This window comes from Providencia vermicola (genome assembly GCF_010748935.1).
Taxonomy (GTDB): domain Bacteria; phylum Pseudomonadota; class Gammaproteobacteria; order Enterobacterales; family Enterobacteriaceae; genus Providencia; species Providencia zhejiangensis.
In genome coordinates this window covers 1,998,386-2,019,942 of sequence record NZ_CP048796.1, presented here as the reverse complement: position 1 = coordinate 2,019,942, position 21,557 = coordinate 1,998,386, and the positions used below count along the sequence as shown (strand labels likewise).

The window sequence follows — 21,557 nt, the reverse complement described above, 5'->3', positions numbered from 1 at the left end:
CTATTACCCCAGCGAATTACGCTTTATTGACCACTCAAAATACGTGCAGGGTCTAATTTGCTAGCTCTACGCGCTGGATACCAACTAGCGACTAGGCTTAATACTACCGTCGTCAACAATACATACACCACATCTAACAGATGCAGTTGAGAAGGCAGGAAATCGATAAAATACACATCACCTGATAAAATAGGATGGCCAATCACATATTCAAGACCTTTGATGATGGTGGTTAGATTTAAGGAAATCACCACACCCAGTACCGCACCAATGCATGAGCCCACTAATCCACTTAACAGACCGTACCACAAAAATATCGCTCTAATTTGCCTGTCTTTAGCGCCCAGTGTACGTAATACCGCAATATCACTGCTCTTGTCCTTCACTGCCATGACCAGTGTTGAAACGATATTGAAACATGCAACGCCGATGACAAGGATCATGGCTAAATACATAATACCGCGCACCATTTGAATATCGTTGTACATGTAACCATAATCGCCAATCCAGCTCTTCACGACGACATGATGCATTGTCTTCACCCCTGCATCATAAACAATTTTATCGGCATTAAACGGATCATCTGCTTTAATTTCAAATCCTGTAATACCCTCGCCATAGTCTAAATACGCTTGGGCATCGGCCAGCGGAATCAAGGCCAGTTGATGGTCCAGCAAACCGCTTAAACGAAAAATACCGGCAACCTGAACACGGATCCGTTTAGGTTGTTGTATTTTTAAACTCGCATCCGTATTGGGGATCATAATAGTGACCCAATCGCCTACTGCGACATTCAATGCATTCGCCACGCCTTGACCTAAAATAATCGATTGTTCCCCGGCCTTAAAATTTTTCCAAGCATCGTCGAGAACAAAATTCGGCAGTTCACTCACCTCAGACTCTGTTTCTGGTGAAACCCCCATTATTTGTATCGCTTTGAGATTAGCTCCTCGCTCTAACAAGCCTGTAAAACCAACATAAGGACTAACGGCTTTAACGCCCGGCGTATTGCGGATCACATTATTTGCATACTGCCAATCTTGATAAGGCGCCTTAACTGCGTAAATTTGCCCATGGGGAACAACTGACAACACACGATTTTTCAATTCGCGTTCAAAACCATTCATGGCGCTCAAGCCAATAATCAGTACTGCCACACCAAGCACAATACCGAGTGTTGAGACAATAGACACCAGTGATACCATGCCCGTACGACGGCGACCTCGGCTAAAGCGTAGCGCAGTGAGTAAAGTCAGTGGTAATCCAGACATTACACTGCCCCCAGAGTAACATCTTGTTGTAGATGACCATCACGCATTTCTAGCTGGCGAGATAAGCGATGGGCTAATTTCATATCATGGGTCACGACTAGAAATGCCGTACCTTGTGTGCTATTCAATTCACCTAATAATTCAAAAATGGCATCTGCATTACGCAAATCAAGGTTACCTGTTGGTTCATCCGCCAGTACCAGTGCAGGTTGATTCACCAATGCTCTGGCAATCGCCACACGCTGACGTTCGCCTCCTGAAAGCTCAGAAGGACGATGCCCTGAGCGATGAGCTAGCCCGACGGCCTCCAGCATATGAGTTGCACGCTCAAAAGCTTCGGCTTTTTTGATGCCACCAATCAATAGTGGCATCGCTACATTTTCTAATGCCGTAAAATCAGGTAACAAATGATGAAACTGGTAGATAAATCCTAAGTCTTTATTGCGAATAGCCGCTCGTTGATCAGAAGAAAGTCGATTAATATGCTGACCGCGGAAAATCACCTCACCTTCTGACGGTGTATCTAGACCCCCTAATAGATGCAGTAGTGTGCTTTTACCGGAACCTGAGCTACCAACAATGGCCATCATTTCGCCTTCATTCATCGAAAAACAGACATCTTTTAATACTTGTGTTGATAGTGTCCCTTCTTGATAGATTTTACTTAAATGCTCACAGACAAGAAGTGGTTGTTTATTCATAACGTAACGCCTCAGCAGGTTGCACAGCCGCCGCACGCCAAGAAGGATAAAGCGTCGCAAGCAGCGAAATCAGCATTGCGGATATCGCAATAATTAAAATACCAGAAAAATCAAGCACGATAGGTAATTGAACGCCTTTTGGTAACATACCAAATAAAGGCATTAAAATATTCAATTGACTCGAAAGTAGCATACCCAGTAGTGTGCCTATCAGGGTTCCCACAATTCCTGCACCTGCCCCTTGGATCATAAAAATGGCCAAAATACGGCCACGCTTCAGACCTAAGGTTTTTAAAATGGCGACTTCCGCATGTTTTTCCATCACCAGTAATGACAGTGATGTAATAATATTAAAGGCCGCAACTGCAATAATCAGGCTTAGTAACAAGCCCATCATGTTTTTTTCCATTCTAACGGCTTGGAAAAACTCACCTTTACGCTCTCGCCAGTCAGTCCATACCAATCCTTCGGGTAAACTTTGCTGACTCAATGTGTCGACTTTTAATGGTTCATCGAGAAATAATCGCCAGCCAGTAATATGCCCTGACGGGTAACGCATCATTCTTGCCGCATCATCTTGTGCCACAATCAGTTCGCTCGCATCCGCTTCCCCATTGGTTTGAAATATCCCAGCCACCGTAAATAGACGCTGGCTAGGAATACGTCCCATTGGCGTCAATTGGCTCACACCCGGTATAATTAAACGAACTTCATCACCCCGTTTTAGACCTAAATTTTCAGCTAACTTTTGGCCTAAAAACACGCGGTACTGCCCTGCGACCAATTCTGAGCGCTGCCCATCAATTACATTATCTAACAAGGGTGACCTTTCCTCTGACGTGACACCCACCATCATGCCTACCCCAACATTCGAACGGCTTTGTAAAACCACATCCGACTGAACAATGGGCGTAATATGTTTAACCCCTTGTAGATGCTGTAAATCCGCTATTGGGTATTTTTTAGGATCGATATGCCCTGAAGCCGATGTTAAAACGGCCTGCGGCATGTAAGAGAGTATGCTATCTTGTAACGAACGTTCGAACCCATTCATGACAGAGGTCACGGTGATCAGTGCAGCGACCCCTAACGTGATACCAATCGCTGATAGACTGGATACAAAACGGCCGAATTTATCGACAGCTCGTCCGCGCATATAACGCAGACCTATAAATATTGAGACAGATTGAGACATGAAATCTGTAACGCCCCTGTTGCCAAAGCGAAGTGTTCAGCGATAATAAAGGGTACGAATGATGAATGGAACCACCCGGCCCCGGTTTTGTGGTTTTTTTTCTTATTGGCACGGCCTGTTTGTCTTACTTTCAGACAATTGTACGGGGTAAAACAGGTTGTTTAACCATGATGCATTGAGAAACCGAATATTTTTATGTCTGCAAAATTTCGTTATGAACTCCCTACGCGCGGTGGTGATGTCCGTCATCTAGGATGCTTGATTGGGGCCGCTGGTGCGCTTGAATGTGGAGAGATGATAGAGCGTCATCAAGGGCCTGTGGTCATCATCACAAGAGATATGCAGAACACACTGCGCCTACGCGATGAAATTCAACAATTTACCCAACTACCGATAGAAATACTTTCTGATTGGGAAACATTACCCTACGATAATTTTTCACCACACCAAGAAATTATCTCTCACCGTTTATCAACCTTATATCGCCTACCGACAATGCAAAAAGGCGTGTTGATCCTGCCCGTCAACACCTTAATGCAAAAGGTATGCCCTGCTGAATTTTTAACTAGTCACGCGCTAGTCATGGCGAAAGGCGATAAACTTTCACGTGATAGCTTGCGTGATGAACTTGATAAAGCAGGCTATCGTCACGTTGAACAGGTTTTAGAGCATGGGGAATATGCAACTCGAGGCGCGTTACTCGATTTATTCCCAATGGGTAGCACTTTACCGTATCGAATTGACTTTTTTGATGATGAAATTGATAGCTTACGGACTTTTGATGTCGATAGCCAACGAACCCTTGAAGAAGTAGCACGCATCAATTTATTACCCGCACACGAATTTCCTACCGATAAAGAGGCTATTGAGCGTTTTCGCAGCCAATGGCGCGAACGTTTTGAAGTTAGACGCGATCCTGAGCATATTTATCAACAGGTAAGTAAGAAAACGTTGCCTACCGGTATTGAATACTGGCAACCCCTATTTTTCAGTCAACCGCTACCCTCTCTATTTGACTATTTGCCTGCTAACACACTGTTTATTTCGCAACATTATCAAGAAGCAGCAGAACGTTTCCAAACAGATACCCAGCAGCGTTTCGAAAGCCGCGGTGTCGACCCCATGCGTCCTCTGCTACCGCCAACCGATTTATGGCTCACTGTCGAACAACTTAACCAAGCATTAAAACAATGGCCTCGAGTTCAGCTTTCGGTTGAGAAATTAGCGGATAAAGCAGCGAATACCAATTTAGACTATCAACCTTTACCCGACATTAGTACTCAAGGGCAAAGCAAGCAACCATTGGAAAAGCTCCGTCAATTTATTGAACATTTTGATGGAACCGTGGTTTTCTCTGTTGAAAGTGAAGGTCGACGTGAAACGGTGACTGAACTATTAGGTCGCATAAAAATTCGTCCTGAAATTATTAACCGTTATACCAGTCCATCCGACAGCCGTTTTGCTATTATGGTCGGCGCCGCTGAACATGGCTTTATTCAGCCTCAGCAGCACCGCGCTTTAATTTGTGAAAGTGACTTACTTGGGGAGCGTGTTGTTCGGCGCCGTACGGATAACCGTCGAACGATCAACACCGATACGCTCATCCGCAACTTAGCCGAATTACGTCCCGGTCAACCCGTTGTACACATTGAACATGGCGTTGGACGTTATCAAGGTTTGACCACCTTAGAAGCCGGTGGCATTAAAGCTGAATATTTGATCCTGACCTATGCAGGTAACGATAAGCTATATGTACCTGTTTCCTCTCTACATCTTATTAGCCGTTATTCTGGCGGTGCAGATGAAAACGCACCTCTCCATCGTCTTGGCAGTGATAGTTGGGGCAGAGCCCGTCAAAAAGCGGCAGAGAAAGTACGTGATGTGGCAGCAGAACTACTCGATATTTATGCGCAACGTGCAGCCAAGCCTGGCTTTGCATTTAAGCACGATAAAGAGCAATACCAAGAGTTTTGTCAAGGCTTCCCCTTTGAAACGACGCCCGACCAAGAATTAGCTATTAATGCCGTCCTTAGCGATATGTGCCAACCTATCGCCATGGATCGTCTAGTGTGTGGTGATGTTGGTTTTGGTAAAACCGAAGTGGCTATGCGCGCGGCCTTTTTAGCTATCAACAACAATAAACAAGTGGCGGTACTTGTACCAACCACCCTACTTGCTCAGCAACATTTCGATAATTTCCGCGACCGTTTCGCAAATTGGCCAATAAGAATCGAAATGCTTTCCCGTTTTAAAACGGCAAAAGAACAGCAGCAAATTATTGAGGAAACTGCGGAAGGGAAAATTGATATTCTGATCGGTACGCATAAATTGCTACAAAGCGACATCGTCTGGCATGACTTAGGCTTACTTGTGGTGGATGAGGAGCACCGTTTTGGTGTTCGTCATAAAGAGCGTATCAAAGCGATGCGTGCAGATGTCGATATTTTAACATTAACCGCAACACCGATTCCTCGTACATTGAATATGGCAATGAGTGGTATGCGAGACTTATCGATTATTGCGACACCGCCAGCTCGCCGTTTAGCCGTCAAAACCTTTGTGCGTCAGTATGATGACCTGGTTGTTCGTGAAGCGATTTTGCGTGAAACATTACGTGGTGGACAAGTCTACTATTTATACAATGATGTCGAAAATATTGAAAAAGCCAAAAAACGCCTTGAAGAATTGGTTCCAGAAGCGCGCTTTGTGGTTGGCCACGGTCAAATGCGCGAACGTGAGCTTGAACGCGTGATGAGTGATTTCCACCATCAACGTTTCAATGTCTTAATTTGTACTACGATCATTGAAACAGGTATCGATATTCCAACGGCAAATACAATCATTATCGAGCGTGCTGATCACTTTGGACTAGCACAGCTGCACCAATTACGTGGTCGTGTAGGTCGTTCTCACCACCAAGCTTACGCTTATTTGTTGACCCCGCATCCTAAAGCCATGACAACTGATGCCCATAAGCGTTTAGAGGCAATCTCTTCACTTGAAGATCTCGGCGCTGGTTTCGCACTAGCAACTCATGATCTTGAAATTCGAGGAGCCGGTGAATTACTTGGTGAAGAGCAAAGCGGCCAAATGACCACAATCGGTTTTACACTGTACATGGAGTTATTAGAGAATGCGGTAGATGCATTAAAAGACGGACGAGAGCCTTCATTGGAAGATCTCGTGAATCAGCAAACGGAAGTCGAATTACGCATGCCCGTGCTACTGCCTGATGATTACATTCATGATGTCAATATTCGCTTATCATTCTATAAACGTATAGCAAGTGCGAGTGATGAAAGGGAGTTAAGCGAGCTGCGTACAGAGTTAGTGGACCGTTTTGGCATGTTACCCGATGCTGGGCGCTTTTTACTGGCGAGTGCAGCCATTAGGCTTGAAGCAGAAAAATTGGGTATTAAGCGTATAGAAGCTCATGAGCAAGGTGGATTTATTGAGTTTGGCGAGAAAAATAAAGTGTCGCCAAACTTCTTAATCAGTTTATTACAGAATCAACCTAAAACGTTCCGCCTCGATGGGCCTGTGAGACTCAAATTTGTTCACGATTTAAATGATAGACATGCTCGTATTGAATTTATCAAACAGTTATTAAATGACTTTGCGGATAACTTAATCGATTAATTCTCTGCTCAAATGCCTTGAAACAACCTTCAGTTGAGCCTTCTCTGGAGGTTGTTTCAATAAATATTAATCAAAATAGGCGTACGTATTCTTTCCAGGATAAATCTCAACAGCGTTATTGAATGTGTTTGATACTTTTTCATCATTTTTGACACAATAAAAAGGTATTAGTGCATTAGCGTCGCTACGAGCAACGTCACAAAGTTCATTACTAGAAGCACTTAAATCTAAACGACCTTTTTGATCAAGAGGTATCAATAGCCCCGGCTCGTATGCTGTGCGCACTTTACCTAGCGTATTACCAATACGATACACCACATCATAACCCACAATGATTTGTTCGACTTTCTCAGTAATGACACAGCTACGATATTCACGATCCACTAATTTAGGCAAAGACTGACTTTGTAATGTTTGGATCATAAATACCATCTTACATTCACTTTGTGCTGGATGGTAACGTGATAAATATGCTTGATTAAACCCATCCAGCACTCCCATGAACGAACAGTTTTCATGCTCAATCAGCCGATGTGATTTGATAGGTTCAATAGACAGCACTGTTGCGTGTTTGGTTGGCTTCTCAGACCAGCTTAACGATACTATTGATGCAATAATAATGAGGCAAATAGCTATTGCTGCTAATAAAAACTTATATGTTAGCTTCATAGGCGCCCTTATTAGTTACAAAATTAGTAATATCTCTATTGTATCCGTTCATTTTGATAATTCGATGATTGCAGACAATATAGCCACAATTTTTGGAATTTTCTTAACTCACGATAACTTTTGAAAAATTCACTTTGACCTCATCCATCATTAGGTCAATAAATTAAAATGTAATTTAATTTTACATCTTGATTATGATCAATTTATTTTATTATATTTTTAGTGTTAGTCACTTAATGCTTTATCCCAAACCGATAAATTATCGATAACTATTTATTAAACAAGAAAATTATCAATCATGAAATTTTATACATTTTCTTAGTTTATTAGATAATGTTATATATTAGATAGTTAACTATTATATATAACATTAATATGCAAACTATTTTTTAATAAAAAAGCCTTTAAGGCTCATTAAAAAATCATGTTTAATCACTAAGCAATACGTAGATTAACTTAAACTAACAATGATTTGTTACTAAATAATTCACAAATAAGCCTCTATTTTTAGAATTAATAGAACTATTTTTATTGAATGAACACGTTATCAATAAAGTGGTTAATCTTTTTTAGTATCATGTGAAGGGTAATTAATCATTTGAATTAATATTTAATATAACAATAGTATTCATCAGAATAAAAACCCTCGTTCAACACTGAACGAGGGTTTCTGTGTAGAAGGTAACGACATAGAAAATTAATGAAGCTTCAGCTTCGGACGGATAATACGGTTAATGCTGCCCACTAACATCATTAATCCCGTTTTGACGTAACCATGAAGCGCTATTTGATGCATTCTATACAATGAGATATAGACGAAACGTGCAATTCGCCCCTCAACCATCATATCGCCACGCATTAAATTCCCCATCAAGCTACCTACGGTACTGAAACGTGAAAGAGATACCAAAGAGCCGTGGTCTTTATAGACATAGTCTTTTAATGGTTTCTCTTTCATCATTGCTAAGATGTTATTATAACAATGCGTTGCCATTTGGTGTGCCGACTGCGCTCTTGGTGGCACAAAGCCCCCTTCTGGCTTAGCGCATGAGGCACAATCACCAATCGCAAAGATAGTATCATCACGCGTTGTCTGTAATGTTGGTTTCACGACCAGCTGATTAATGCGGTTAGTTTCTAGCCCTGCAATTTCTTTCATGAAGTCAGGGGCTTTAATACCTGCGGCCCACACCATTAAGTCAGCACGAATTTTTTCGCCTTCTTTGGTATTCAAACCGTCATCATCTGCACTGGTTACCATGGTTTTCGTCAGGACTTTGACGCCAAGTTTGTTTAATTCTTGATGCGCGGCTCCTGAAATACGAGGAGGTAGCGCTGGCAAAATACGTTCACCTGCCTCAACCAAGGTGACATTCAAAGCATCCGTATCCAGCCCTTTAAAGCCATAACTGGTTAACTGTTCTACCGCGTTATATAACTCAGCTGATAGCTCAACCCCAGTCGCACCAGCTCCGACTATCGCAATGTTCACTTTTTCTTCCGCATTATCACGGACTGAATAACGTAAAAATAAGTTAAGCATCTCATCATGGAAGCGGTGTGCTTGCTGAGGATTATCTAAGAAAATACAGTGTTCTTTGACACCCGGCGTACCAAAATCATTGGATGTACTTCCTAGCGCCATCACCAATATGTCATAGTCAATTTCACGTTCAGGAACTAACAGTTCATTATTTTTATCTCTCAACTCACCCAAAATGACCTTTTTATTATCGCGATCAATTTGCGTTAATGAACCTAGTTGGAAATTAAATGCGTTATGGCGTGCATGAGCTAGATAACTAAGTGCATCAACACCATCATCTAATGACCCCGTAGCAACCTCGTGCAGCAGAGGCTTCCATAAATGACTTGGATTCCTGTCGACAAGGGTGATTTCCCCACGCTTTTTACGTCCTAATTTGCGCCCAAGACGGGTTGCTAGCTCTAAACCACCAGCACCACCACCGACTATCACAATCTTTGGTTGAGAAAAGGCCATGGATACCTCATTACAAAATAAATTAATGTTATTTAAGCCTTTTAAAAGATAAAACACTTAAATAACACTCATTTCATCGATAAACCTCAACTCCATGTTGAGAATAACACGCTTGGTTATTTGGTCATACCAAATATTGACGCATATCAAATTGACTGATTAATATGACATCGATCACAGGTTAGTTTCATATTATGCAAAATACGAATCGTGTCAGCTAGCGATATATTGATATTAATCAATATTCGAAATAATTTCCAACCTATTTGATAATGATAATTAGTTAGTCTAGCCTGCGACCTTACCCTCTTTATAAGGGCGATAGCAAATACAATTCGGATAATGTTTGTATCACTCTATTCAGCTGTACCTAAAATACTTAGATATGTCGAATGGACGCCTATCATAAGATCAATACGAAGGGATATGTTGAGTGAAGTTCCTTATCTATCAAACCGTGACTAGTATCGTATCCGCTTGATTGCTTTCTCTTTCACTTTTGTTATCACTTATACCATGACGTTATGACTTGTTCTCCTATTTCTGCTAGCAATTACAGTAAACCCTTCACTCGACGAAAACATAAACACTTAGCAAGTCACTCTCGTGATTAGCCTACTTAAGCACCCGATTTTCTTGGTGACACTCATCCCATTGCATAAAGCTTTTAGGTTGTGTAAGAGAACAAGACAGAGTGCAAAACTAAACGACTTATCAACGGCCTTTCCCGCTAAATCAAATGATAGAAAAAAACACCCAACGAATGAACACTTGGGTGTTTTTTTATTCTGACGACAACAACATTGCCTAATAGGACAATATCATCGCATTGTAAGGTCAATTCACTAACGTTGTTCTTGCCATTGACGGGATAAACCAACCAACTGTTTGTGGCTTTCTTGCCAACGCTGAGTACTTTGTAACTCTTTAAGACTATATTGCCGTCCACTGTGGAATAACGATGAGGCTAAGCTGCCATGTTGCTTGGGTAAATTGTCTAGTACACTGACTGCACCATCACGGTTATTACAGACTAATACCATATCACAGCCCGCAGATAATGAAGCCGCAGCGCGTTCCGGATAACTTCCCATGATAGCGGCCCCTTCCATCGATAAATCATCCGAGAAAATGACACCATTGAAACCAAGTTGCTCACGTAAGATGGATTTCAACCAAAAAGGCGAACCACTTGCAGGGCGTTCATCCGCTTGAGTATAGATAACATGTGCTGGCATCACTGCATCCAATAAATCACGCTGGATAAAATCTCTAAAAATTGACATGTCTTTTTTGCGAATGATCTCAAGGTCACGGTCATCCCTAGGCGTTTCTTTATGTGAATCCGCTTTTACGGCTCCATGCCCTGGAAAGTGCTTACCCGTTGTTTTCATGCCTGCATTACGCATACCTTTAATAAAGCGTTCTGCCATAACCATGGCTATTTCCGGATCTTCATGGAAAGAACGTTCACCAATGGCAATACTTTGATGACCAAGGTCAAGTACCGGCGCAAAGCTAATATCGATATCCATGGCTATCATTTCAGATGCCATCAACCAACCCGCTTCTTCGGCCAACCTAGCCCCTTCTGACTCACTGTTTAATGCAGCAAAAGCTTGTGCGGAAGGCAACGCGGTAAAACCATCACGAAAACGTTGAACACGCCCACCTTCTTGATCCACAGCGACCAATAGGCGGTGGCGTGATGCATCACGAATTTGACGCACTAGCTCCCTTAATTGTGCTGCATCATGAAAATTACGGGTGAATAAAATTAATCCCCCCACTAACGGATGTGCCAGTATTTCACGCTCTTCACTGTCCAGCTCATAGCCCTGAACATCTAGCATTATCGGACCCATACATGCCTCACTATTTAAACTATTTTGCGGTCATAACACGCATTTCAATGCTTTCATTTGTGTTAAACAAAGCGGTTTAATACGGCAAATGAAAATATTGCCTTAATGCTCCAGAGTGTAACAAAAAATCGCTATTTTGACTTTGATTCCATTGCACTTCATACCACATCAACATCATATATTTTACCCATGGTGTCCATTGGCGACACTGAGCAGCCAACCGTTCAGCATCTGTATATGATTGATGTTTATTACAATATTCTGATAGGAAGTCATGTCGTTGTTGGGTGTTTAGTTGATTGGCTTGAAAGTAGGTTTCTAATGACAACCCAATATCTGTATTCGCAGCATATTCCCAATCTAACAAAATGATACTGTTATCCTCTGTATAGAGAATATTACCCCGATGAATATCCATATGGGCGGGAGCAAGCTTTAACGTTTTAGGCGTTGGGGCGGACAAAAAATATTTATGCCACCGTAGCCATCGTGGGTTTTTACGCTTTGGATCAATCAACTCCCCATAATGAGCCATCTCTTGCCGCAGCTGTAACGGGTAACTTAATAAGGGTTGAGTATGCAATTTAGCGATGGTTGCCGCTAATAACGATTGAAATTCAGGTGATAAATATTGAGTATGGCTTGGATGTTGACCATCACACCACGAGAGTAATAACCAGTCTCTGTTTCTTGCTAGCTGTTTTGGGGCTTGGCCGAACCCGTGCAACTGCTGTAGCACTTTTGCTTCTTTACGACGGTTGACATAGAGCGCATGTTGAACTTGCCCCTGTGCACGAGCAATTAACTCAACGACTTGATCTGCCAAGGCGGCTCTCAAACGATAAGTTCCCCCAGACAGCCCCGCTAAGGGCGTTATTTCCCAGAGTTTAATATCAATCTTTGGAAAATAACGCCTTAACAGTAGCCTCAATGAATCATTATTGGTCAATATCGTTTTTTCCTGACCAAATAATCTCACCGCTTTGTACTGCCATAAGCTGCATTTCAATATCACGTTGCTTATTTGAGCCTGAAATTACACTGTACAACACATAGTCTGCTTGCACATAGCGCCCCAGCCCAATCGCCTTACTGCGCGTGACTAAGCTATCATCTTGTGATAGACCTAACGTTTTACGTGCTGTATTCACAACATCTTGAGGAACAACTTTAAAAAGGTGACTACTATCAACCGCTTTTACAATCGCTGAGGTTGCGTTTTGCACGGAAAATGAACCATTTGTGTTGTTTTTGACTGAATCGACTAACAATACTTTGCCACTTTCAATACCGCTTGCTCCAGACATTTCACTCACCAATGGTGATACCGCCGCAGACCAGTCCGTCGTTTTTTGTTTAGGTGGCGTAGGGACCTTATCGATTGGTGGCGGTGTGACTGGTTCAGTCGGCTCTACGGGTTCAACCGGTACAACAGGCGGTGGTGTTTTTGGTCTTTCTGATTGAAAAGAAGGACACCCTGCCAATATCATCGCTGCCGCTGCAACAAATAGGATACGTTTCATTATTTTTCTCCAAGCGTTTTCGGTAAGAAGACATAAATACGTACATTACGCGCCAGTGATGAAGTACTTTGATTACTAACACTAATAGATAAATTGGCAGGTATTGTTTGCTGTATATCATGCGTTGTCGCTATTTTTAAGCCGTTATTATCATACCAATAAAGGCGGTACATGATGGTCACCGCCTCGGATTGACTGTTACTCATATTGACTTTAGCCACTGCCGCATAGTTTTCAACACTCACTACGGGTTGTTCTACGATAATGCCATGCGCTAAAACCGAGGGCTCCATAATGACACGTTGTTGTTCATTAAATACCAAGCCATCATTTTTTCCCCACAGGCAGCCGCTCAGTGAAAAGACCACCATACTGAGCGCCAACACACGTATTAGTACATATTCGACTATCTTCACGTCATTGCCTTATTTGGCGAGTAATGGACCTAGAGGGCGACCACCAACTAAGTGCATATGAATATGAAACACTTCCTGCCCGGAATCTTTATTGCAATTCATGATTAAGCGATAGCCACTCTCAGCAATACCTTCTTGCTGAGCTATTTTTGCTGCAACGATAAATAAACGTCCTAATACCTGTTCATCTTCCGCAGCTACATCATTCACTGTTGGAATTAATTTATTTGGAATAATAAGAATATGTGAAGGCGCTTGCGGCGAGATATCACGAAATGCGGTAACAAGCTCATCCTGATAAACGATATCAGCAGGGATTTCACGTCGAATGATCTTACTGAAAATTGTTTCTTCTGCCATTTCAACTTCCTTTAATATTGACTAATAATTACGCGTTGTTATCGCCGACATTCAAATGAAAGAGGCGGTTAAAGTTTTCAGTGGTAATACGCGCCATTTCTTCTGGGCTCACCCCTTTGAGAACAGCCATATATTCTGCTACATCACGGACATAGGCCGGTTGATTCTCTTTACCACGATGAGGAACTGGTGCCAAATAAGGTGAATCCGTTTCGACCAAGATCCTATCTAAAGGAACAATTCTTGCTGCTTCACGAATTTGTTCTGCATTACGAAAAGTCACAATACCAGAAAAAGAGATGTACATCCCAAGGTCGAGTAATTGTTTCGCGGTGTCTTTATCTTCGGTAAAACAGTGTAATACACCGCCACAATCAGTCACATTCTCTTCACGCAAAATGGCCAAAGTATCGTCTCGTGCATCCCGAGTATGTACAATGACCGGTTTATTTACCTGACGACCAATGCGAATGTGCTGACGGAAAGACTCCTGTTGCAGTGCCGCATTTTCTTTTTGGTAATAATAGTCGAGTCCCGTTTCCCCTAACGCAACCACTTCCTTCCCTGCCGCTAACTGTGCTAAACGCTCAAAATCATAGCCTTCATCTAAATTAAGCGGATGGATCCCACAAGAAAATGCAACATTATCTCGTTTGCCTATCAGGGTTTTCATACTATCAAACCCATGTAGCGTTGTGGCAACCGCCAACATAAAACCCACATCGCGCTGCGATGCTTTTGCGATAACATCATCGACACCTGTATGTAATTTTTCATAATCAAGGCAATCGAGATGGCAGTGTGAATCAACTACAAACATATTTCACTCTTTTTCATCGTGTTAGAGTCGCAATTAATGCTTCCCATTGTAATAACTGATTGGTTAAAAGTAACTCTTGATTCAGTGCAGGCACTGTCATCAATTGGTGGCGGCATTGTTGCCAAGCTTCATAAACGTTAAACAATTGCGTATAGGTCATTCGTGACGCGAGCACACTAATGAGAGGCAACTGATCCTGATTTAAACAGAATTGTGCAGCTTGTTGTTGTAATTTCATGCTATCGGTTAACAATCCGAGCAACCAGCCAATCAATTCAGTGGCCTTATCATTATTCATGACAGATAACAGAGACAACATATCATTATGCTGCATTGCATGGGCTAGCCCTTGACACAAGGCATGACGCTGCTGCCAATTTTCAGGCTGCAACAGTGACATCGCCGCTACTGGCGCCCCTTGGCAGAGCTTTAATGCGGTCAATGCATCATTATAGTTAACGCCTGCAATGTGTTTTTGTAACCAATACCATGCCGTCTGCAACTCTGGAGGCGACAAATAAGTATATAAACAGCGGCTACGGAGTGTCGCGAGTAAATTTTCTCGCTTTTCACAGCCTAATAAAAAATAAGTCTGTTGTGTTGGCTCTTCTAACGTTTTTAATAAGGCATTTGCCGCCGCATCGGTTAACGCTTCAGCACGCGGAATATAAGCAACTTTCGCCCCATTTTGCTGGGCATAGCCACTTAAGGTTTCCGTCAGTTTCCTTACTGCATCTACACTGACGGTGGTTTTACCTTTTTCAGGTTCTAATACATGGTAATCAGGGTGTGTACCGGCCAACATCAGCTGGCAGCTATGACATTGACCACAACTTTTTAGACCGTCGGTGTTTTGACAAATTAACCAGCGGCTGATCCCATAACATAGCGCCTCCACACCATTACCAGATAGTGAATGCAACAATAATGCATGGTGCCCACGGCCTTGCTGATAGGACGTTATCACTTGACGATAAGTTTCATTCAACCAAGGGTACCAGTTCATTTTCTCACCTTACTTCGCCAACCACTGCTTGAGTGTTTGGCGAATATCTTGTTGTACTTGTTCAATATTTTGGCTGGCATCGATCGTCAAAATGGTTTCGTCTGTTGCGGCTAATTCAAGATAACGAGCACGAGTACGCTCGAAAAATGCCAAGGATTCTTGTTCAATCCTATCCAACTCACCACGCGCCCGAGCGCGTTGTAAACCAAGTTCTGGTGGTAAATCTAAATATAAGGTTAAAGCAGGTTTAAACTCCCCTAACACCAAATCACGCAAGGATTGCATCAATTCGCGATCAATCCCTCTCCCCCCGCCTTGATAAGCTTGGGAAGATAAATCATGCCTATCCCCAACAACCCATTTGCCCGCGGCAAGGGCGGGTTTGATGACATTTTCAACCAATTGAACACGTGCTGCATACAGCATAAGCAGCTCCGCAGTATCGGTCACTTTCTCACCACTGATTCCTTGCTTGATCAATTCGCGTAATTTTTCTGCTAACGGCGTTCCCCCCGGCTCACGCGTAAAAGCAATATCTTGAATACCCGCTTGGTTTAAAGTTTCAACAACAGTTTTAATCGCCGTTGTTTTCCCTGCTCCCTCTAATCCTTCAATGACAATATAGGCATTTTTCATTTTACTTATCATTCTGTTTTTCAATTTTTCGATACACTTTGACTGCACGATTATGGTCATTCAGCGTACGGCTGAATGTGTGACCACCAGTACCATCTGCAACAAAGTATAAATAATCCGTTTTAGCCGGATGGGCTGCTGCTTTAATCGATGCAAGGCTCGGCATTGCGATCGGTGTTGGAGGTAGCCCATCAATACGGTAAGTGTTGTATGGCGTATAGTTATCTAAATCACTACGATAAATTTTCCCCTGATACTTATCACCTAAACCATAAATTACCGTTGGGTCGGTTTGTAAACGCATATTTTTTTTCAATCGGTTCACAAACACTGAAGCGACTTGATTTCTTTCACTATCGACGCCGGTTTCTTTTTCAATAATTGATGCCATGATCAACATCTCATAAGCATTTTTATAAGGCAGATCTTTATCACGTCCCTGCCATATCTCCTCGACATTTTTTTTCATCTGTTGATGAGCTCGTTTCAAAATATCGACATCGCGTGTTCCCGCGGTATACAAATAAGTGTCTGGATATAACCAACCTTCCAGAGTTGTATCGCCATCAAAGCCAATCAGTGCATATAACTCAGTCGGGGTTTTTCCTTCAATCTCATGCTGCAAATAAGGCGCATCAAGTAAAATATTCGTCCAATCGGATAAACGATAACCTTCAACAAAACGGATAGAAAACTGTGCTTCTTTACCACTCGCAATTAATGCCAACATCTGTTCAATATCCATATTCGGCCGCAAGCGGTATGTTCCTGCTTTCATTTTGGCTAACTCGGGACGAAACTTTAACAGCCATTGGAATTTATCAGTTTGATTAATGATGTTTTGATTAACTAATAAACCCTCAAGCGCAACACGCCCCGTTCCCGATGGCACGGTAAAAATTTTTTCTTGGGTTAAATTAAGCGGTTCTTTCGCGTAGTTTAAAACTTGTTGATACAAGACGTAGGCTACACTTCCTGCAATCAACACAATCGCGACCGCTGCAATAAATATTTTTTTAGCTAGTTTCATTCATCAACCATTTCTGTGACTAAATTTGGCAACGTAACAACAAATATTCAAATAATTCTCTAGAGGAATATTGCCAGAGAGGCTTGTTTTTACCTAAGTTGATCGTCGCAACCGGTAATATCGGCATCAAAGCATTACAAATAAACACCTCATCACAACATCCTAAAACTTCAGGGAATCGTTCAACTTCTTGTAGATCGTACTGACTGGTTGCTAAAAGCGCTATAATCTTTTGTCTCATTAATCCATTTACCCCTGAAAACGTTAAGTTTGGAGTAAATACTGTTTCACCTTTGCGCCAAAAGAGATTTGCACTGCAACATTCAATCAAAATACCATCTGAATCAACAACTAATGCTTCATCCGCTTGAGCTTCATCAATTTCCTGACGAATTAAGATCTGTTCGAGACGATTGAGATGCTTAATGCCGGCTAAATATGGGTTCTTGCTGATCGGCACACTGCTCAACATCAAGTGAATACCCGATTTCTGCAATGCTTGATAATGCAAGGGGAAAGGCGCTATCGACATAATCACTGTTGGTTGATTGAACCCCAAAGAACTATAGCCTCGGCCACCTGTACCACGACTCATGATCACTTTGAGTACCCATTCATCATGACTTTGTTGCTGACAAATGGCGAGAATTTGCTCTTGCAGACGTTGCCAATCAGGTTGAGGTAACTTGAGACGAGCGCTATCCTGCACTAAGCGCCTAATATGGTGCTCAAGCATTTTGGGCTGCTGATTAAACACATGAATCGTCGTAAAGCAGCCATCACCAAATTGCACAGCGCGATCAGAAACATCAATATGACGGCATGCAATTCCATTAACCCAATATGACATTGATAATTCTTATAATAATGGCTGATAAATCAGTCAGTAACAGGATGTTTATTATCATAAACTAAACTGACTGAGACTGCAAAATGACAATAAAAGAAAAGCCCCTGTATGGAACATACTGGGGCTTTAAATACATTATAGCGCTAATAATAAGGCAATAATGTTAGATTAATTTACTCTTGGTGATAACGACGGAAAATTAATGAGCCATTGGTGCCGCCGAAACCAAATGAATTACACAGAGCATACTCCATGTTTTCCACTTTTCTTGCTTCACCTAGAACGAAATCCAGTTTGCAGGCTTCATCTGGGTTTTCCAGATTAATCGTTGGCGGAACAATCTGATCAGCCAATGATAAGATCGTAAAGATAGACTCAATCGCGCCAGCTGCACCTAATAGGTGACCAGTCATCGATTTGGTTGAGCTAACCAGTACGTTAGTGTCTTCACCAAAGACAGATACAACGGCTTGGGCTTCAGCTAAGTCACCCGCTGGCGTTGAAGTCCCATGAGCATTGATATAGCCCACGTCGTTTGCTTCAATTCCAGCATCGTGCAGAGCATTCATCATCGCCAACGCTGCACCTTCTCCATTTTCAGGAGGTGATGTCATATGATAGGCATCACTACTCATGCCGAAGCCAGAGACTTCTGCATAGATTTTAGCACCACGTGCTTTAGCGTGCTCATACTCTTCAAGAATGATAATACCCGCACCATCTCCCAGCACAAAACCATCACGGTCTTTATCCCATGGGCGGCTAGCTGCTTGTGGGTCATCATTACGAGTAGAAAGAGCACGTGCAGCACCAAAACCAGCAACACCTAATGGTGTTGTTGCTTTTTCAGCGCCACCTGCGAGCATAACATCCGCATCACCATAAGCGATCATACGAGCCGCATGACCGATATTGTGCACACCTGAGGTACAAGCAGTGGCAATAGAAATACTTGGGCCACGGAAACCGTACATAATGCTCAGATGACCTGCGACCATGTTAATGATCGTAGAAGGAACGAAAAATGGGCTAACTTTACGAGGACCGCCGTGTTGTAGTGCTTCACAGTTCTCTTGAATTAAGCCTAGACCACCAATACCAGAACCAATCGCCAAACCGATACGAGTAGCATTGGCTTCTGTTACTTCCAGACCTGCATCTTTGATGGCTTGATAGCCAGCAGCGATACCATACTGGATGAATGGGTCCATCTTCCGTGCTTCTTTGCGGGAGATACCATAATCTTCGTAATTGAAATCTTTCACTACACCAGCAAATTTAGTTGCATGGTTTGTAGTATCAAAATGTTCGATGAGGCTGATACCACTCTGTCCGTCACAAACAGCTTTCCATGATGATTCAACTGTATTGCCGACAGGAGATAACATGCCCAGTCCAGTTACGACTACACGACGCTTAGACACGTATATCCTCCAAGGAGGGAAAAAGTTACCAAAGAAACATAGGCGGTCGAGTGACCGCCTAGATAAGTTTTAAAACAATTACTTAGATGCGTTCTCGACGTAGTCAATCGCAGCCTGCACTGTTGTGATCTTTTCAGCTTCTTCGTCAGGGATTTCGATATCGAACTCTTCTTCCAGAGCCATAACCAGCTCAACTGTGTCAAGAGAATCAGCGCCCAAGTCATCAACAAACGAAGCTGTTGTTACAACTTCTTCCTCTTTAACACCCAGTTGCTCAACGATGATTTTCTTAACGCGTTCTTCGATAGTGCTCATACTATTAAAATTCCTATCAAAACTCGCTTTCGCGATGGTTTTCGTAGTTTATAAAATACAGGAAAAGATACAACCCAATCCCGGCTGTTGGAACCTAAATTTTGCATTATTTTGCGCTAATTAACACTAATAATGCAAATGGTTCCATCATTTCTTTAGATCATGTACATGCCGCCATTGACATGTAATGTTTCACCTGTGATGTAACCAGCTTCATCAGAAGCTAAAAACGCTACAGCACTGGCAATTTCTTGCGCATCACCCAGCCTATCGGCAGGAACTTGAGATAAAATGCCTGCACGCTGTTCATCTGTCAATGCTTTGGTCATATCAGTTTCAATAAAACCAGGAGCAACGACGTTGACGGTGATACCACGGGAAGCAACCTCGCGTGCTAATGATTTGCTAAAACCAATTAGCCCAGCTTTCGCTGCTGCATAGTTCGCCTGCCCCGCATTTCCCATCACACCCACAACAGATGCGATTGAAATAATGCGCCCACAACGTTTTTTCATCATGGCGCGTAATACGGATTTAGATAAACGGTAAACGGATGATAGATTGGTGTCAATAATATCTTGCCACTCATCATCTTTCATACGCATCAAAAGGTTATCACGAGTGATACCTGCATTGTTAACCAGTATATCAATTTCGCCAAATTGTTGACGAATATTATTCAAGGTTTCATCAATTGATGCAGGGTCTGTCACATTCAGAGCAAAACCTTTGCCTTTTCCATCTAAATAAGCAGAAATCGCTTCTGCTCCTTTATCGCTTGTTGCTGTACCAATAACAGTCGCACCACGCGCAGCAAGTGTTAAAGCAATTGCTTTACCAATACCGCGACTCGCGCCTGTTACCAGTGCAATTTTTCCTTCAAAGCTCATATCGTCCTCAGAGGTTTTCTAACGCAGTGCCTAATGATACAGGATCATTGGCTGCAACGGCAGTTAAATTAGAGACAATACGCTTGGTAAGACCAGTTAACACTTTACCTGGGCCTACTTCAACAAGGTGTTCAATACCTTGATCTGCCATTAATTCTACAGTTTCAGTCCAACGAACCGGATTATACAATTGACGAACCAAAGCATCACGAATATTTTCAGCTGATTGTTCAATTTTTACATCAACGTTATTGATAACTGGGAAATTTGGCTGATTAAACGTGATGTCTTGCAATGCAACCGCTAATTTTTCAGCCGCTGGTTTCATTAACGCACAATGCGAAGGAACACTGACTGATAATGGCAACGCACGTTTAGCCCCAGCTTCTTTACAGGCTGCACCCGCGCGTTCTACTGCCTCTTTTTCACCTGCAATAACGACTTGTCCCGGAGAGTTAAAATTCACAGGCGATACAACTTGACCCTGTGCGGCTTCCTGACAAGCTTTTTCAATAGATTCGTTATCTAAACCGATAATCGCATACATGGCTCCGGTTCCCTCTGGGACCGCTTCTTGCATTAATTTACCACGTAATTCAACCAGTTTAATGGCGGCTTTAAAATCGATGACACCAGCACACACTAACGCAGAATACTCACCTAAGCTATGCCCTGCCATCATTGTAGGCATTGGCCCTTGTTTTTCTTGCCAAACGCGGAAGATAGCGACAGATGCAGCTAACAAAGCAGGCTGAGTTTGCCATGTTTTGTTCAATTCTTCTTCTGGTCCATTCTGGACAAGTGCCCAGAGGTCATAACCTAATGCTTCAGACGCCTCAGCGAATGTTTGCTCTACAAGCTGACTTTCTGCCGCTAATGCAGACAACATACCAAGAGACTGAGATCCCTGACCGGGAAAAACCATAGCAAATTGTGTCATGTCTA

Annotated in this window: 20 protein-coding genes; 1 reads left to right on the top strand and 19 read right to left on the bottom strand. The window is 42.5% G+C overall.

Annotated features, from left to right (window positions below):
• Positions 1–23: 23 nt before the first annotated feature.
• Genes lolE through lolC form a run of 3 tightly spaced genes read right to left on the bottom strand, consistent with a single transcriptional unit; the run spans position 24 to position 3,167 of the window.
• A complete protein-coding gene (gene lolE, locus G3341_RS09015; protein WP_163861374.1) occupies positions 24–1,271 on the bottom strand; it encodes a lipoprotein-releasing ABC transporter permease subunit LolE in 1,248 nt (415 codons plus the stop codon).
• Positions 1,271–1,972, bottom strand: coding sequence for a lipoprotein-releasing ABC transporter ATP-binding protein LolD (gene lolD, locus G3341_RS09010; RefSeq protein WP_154623833.1), 702 nt, complete (start codon positions 1,970–1,972; stop codon positions 1,271–1,273). Before lolD ends, lolE begins: the two co-directional genes overlap by 1 nt.
• Positions 1,965–3,167 carry a lipoprotein-releasing ABC transporter permease subunit LolC gene (gene lolC / locus G3341_RS09005; RefSeq protein WP_163861371.1) on the bottom strand — a complete coding sequence of 401 codons (1,203 nt, stop codon included), beginning with the start codon at positions 3,165–3,167 and terminating at the stop codon, positions 1,965–1,967. The genes lolD and lolC overlap by 8 nt, the downstream gene beginning before the upstream one ends.
• A 195-nt stretch (positions 3,168–3,362) precedes the next feature.
• On the opposite strand from lolC, the gene mfd reads away from it, so the two are divergent.
• Positions 3,363–6,806 carry a transcription-repair coupling factor gene (mfd, locus tag G3341_RS09000; protein ID WP_154623831.1) on the top strand — a complete coding sequence of 1,148 codons (3,444 nt, stop codon included), beginning with the start codon at positions 3,363–3,365 and terminating at the stop codon, positions 6,804–6,806.
• A 66-nt stretch (positions 6,807–6,872) separates the two neighbouring features.
• Here the strand turns inward: mfd and umoD are convergent, their stop codons facing one another.
• The 16 genes from umoD to fabD all read right to left on the bottom strand — a co-directional run bounded on the left by umoD (position 6,873) and on the right by fabD (position 21,552).
• Positions 6,873–7,475: a UmoD family flagellar biogenesis regulator gene (gene umoD, locus G3341_RS08995; RefSeq protein ID WP_154623830.1), complete on the bottom strand. Its 603-nt coding sequence runs from the start codon at positions 7,473–7,475 to the stop codon at positions 6,873–6,875.
• A 697-nt stretch (positions 7,476–8,172) separates the two neighbouring features.
• Complete coding sequence (locus G3341_RS08990) at positions 8,173–9,477, bottom strand: NAD(P)/FAD-dependent oxidoreductase (protein WP_154624436.1); 1,305 nt, start codon at positions 9,475–9,477, stop codon at positions 8,173–8,175.
• 845 nt (positions 9,478–10,322) lie between these two features.
• Positions 10,323–11,342: a beta-N-acetylhexosaminidase gene (gene nagZ, locus G3341_RS08985; protein WP_154624437.1), complete on the bottom strand. Its 1,020-nt coding sequence runs from the start codon at positions 11,340–11,342 to the stop codon at positions 10,323–10,325.
• A 76-nt stretch (positions 11,343–11,418) separates the two neighbouring features.
• Positions 11,419–12,291 carry a phosphotransferase gene (locus tag G3341_RS08980; RefSeq protein WP_163861368.1) on the bottom strand — a complete coding sequence of 291 codons (873 nt, stop codon included), beginning with the start codon at positions 12,289–12,291 and terminating at the stop codon, positions 11,419–11,421.
• Positions 12,281–12,865 carry a penicillin-binding protein activator LpoB gene (lpoB, locus tag G3341_RS08975; RefSeq protein ID WP_154624439.1) on the bottom strand — a complete coding sequence of 195 codons (585 nt, stop codon included), beginning with the start codon at positions 12,863–12,865 and terminating at the stop codon, positions 12,281–12,283. Before lpoB ends, G3341_RS08980 begins: the two co-directional genes overlap by 11 nt.
• Positions 12,865–13,281 (bottom strand): YcfL family protein, encoded by a 417-nt coding sequence (locus G3341_RS08970; protein ID WP_244316499.1) that lies wholly within the window; start codon positions 13,279–13,281, stop codon positions 12,865–12,867. The genes lpoB and G3341_RS08970 overlap by 1 nt, the downstream gene beginning before the upstream one ends.
• Positions 13,282–13,290: 9 nt before the next feature.
• Complete coding sequence (gene hinT, locus G3341_RS08965; RefSeq protein WP_154624440.1) at positions 13,291–13,641, bottom strand: purine nucleoside phosphoramidase; 351 nt, start codon at positions 13,639–13,641, stop codon at positions 13,291–13,293.
• 28 nt (positions 13,642–13,669) lie between these two features.
• A complete protein-coding gene (locus tag G3341_RS08960) occupies positions 13,670–14,461 on the bottom strand; it encodes a metal-dependent hydrolase (RefSeq protein WP_154624441.1) in 792 nt (263 codons plus the stop codon).
• A 13-nt stretch (positions 14,462–14,474) separates the two neighbouring features.
• Positions 14,475–15,467 carry a DNA polymerase III subunit delta' gene (gene holB / locus G3341_RS08955; RefSeq protein WP_163861364.1) on the bottom strand — a complete coding sequence of 331 codons (993 nt, stop codon included), beginning with the start codon at positions 15,465–15,467 and terminating at the stop codon, positions 14,475–14,477.
• 9 nt (positions 15,468–15,476) lie between these two features.
• Positions 15,477–16,103, bottom strand: a complete 627-nt coding sequence (gene tmk, locus G3341_RS08950; RefSeq protein WP_163861360.1) for a dTMP kinase — start codon at positions 16,101–16,103, stop codon at positions 15,477–15,479.
• A 1-nt stretch (position 16,104) separates the two neighbouring features.
• Entirely contained in the window at positions 16,105–17,133 is a 1,029-nt protein-coding gene (gene mltG / locus G3341_RS08945) for an endolytic transglycosylase MltG (protein WP_163861357.1), read from the bottom strand.
• Positions 17,134–17,152: 19 nt separating this feature from the next.
• On the bottom strand, positions 17,153–17,983 hold the full coding sequence (gene pabC / locus G3341_RS08940) for an aminodeoxychorismate lyase (RefSeq protein WP_154624445.1): 831 nt from the start codon (positions 17,981–17,983) through the stop codon (positions 17,153–17,155).
• 173 nt (positions 17,984–18,156) lie between these two features.
• The gene (gene fabF, locus G3341_RS08935) at positions 18,157–19,407 is read right to left on the bottom strand and encodes a beta-ketoacyl-ACP synthase II (protein ID WP_163861354.1); all 1,251 of its coding nucleotides are present in this window, start codon (positions 19,405–19,407) and stop codon (positions 18,157–18,159) included.
• A gap of 78 nt (positions 19,408–19,485) precedes the next feature.
• Positions 19,486–19,722, bottom strand: coding sequence for an acyl carrier protein (gene acpP / locus G3341_RS08930; protein WP_099110956.1), 237 nt, complete (start codon positions 19,720–19,722; stop codon positions 19,486–19,488).
• A 155-nt stretch (positions 19,723–19,877) separates the two neighbouring features.
• Positions 19,878–20,612, bottom strand: coding sequence for a 3-oxoacyl-ACP reductase FabG (gene fabG / locus G3341_RS08925; protein ID WP_154624446.1), 735 nt, complete (start codon positions 20,610–20,612; stop codon positions 19,878–19,880).
• A gap of 7 nt (positions 20,613–20,619) precedes the next feature.
• Complete coding sequence (gene fabD / locus G3341_RS08920; protein ID WP_154624447.1) at positions 20,620–21,552, bottom strand: ACP S-malonyltransferase; 933 nt, start codon at positions 21,550–21,552, stop codon at positions 20,620–20,622.
• Positions 21,553–21,557 lie beyond the last annotated feature (5 nt).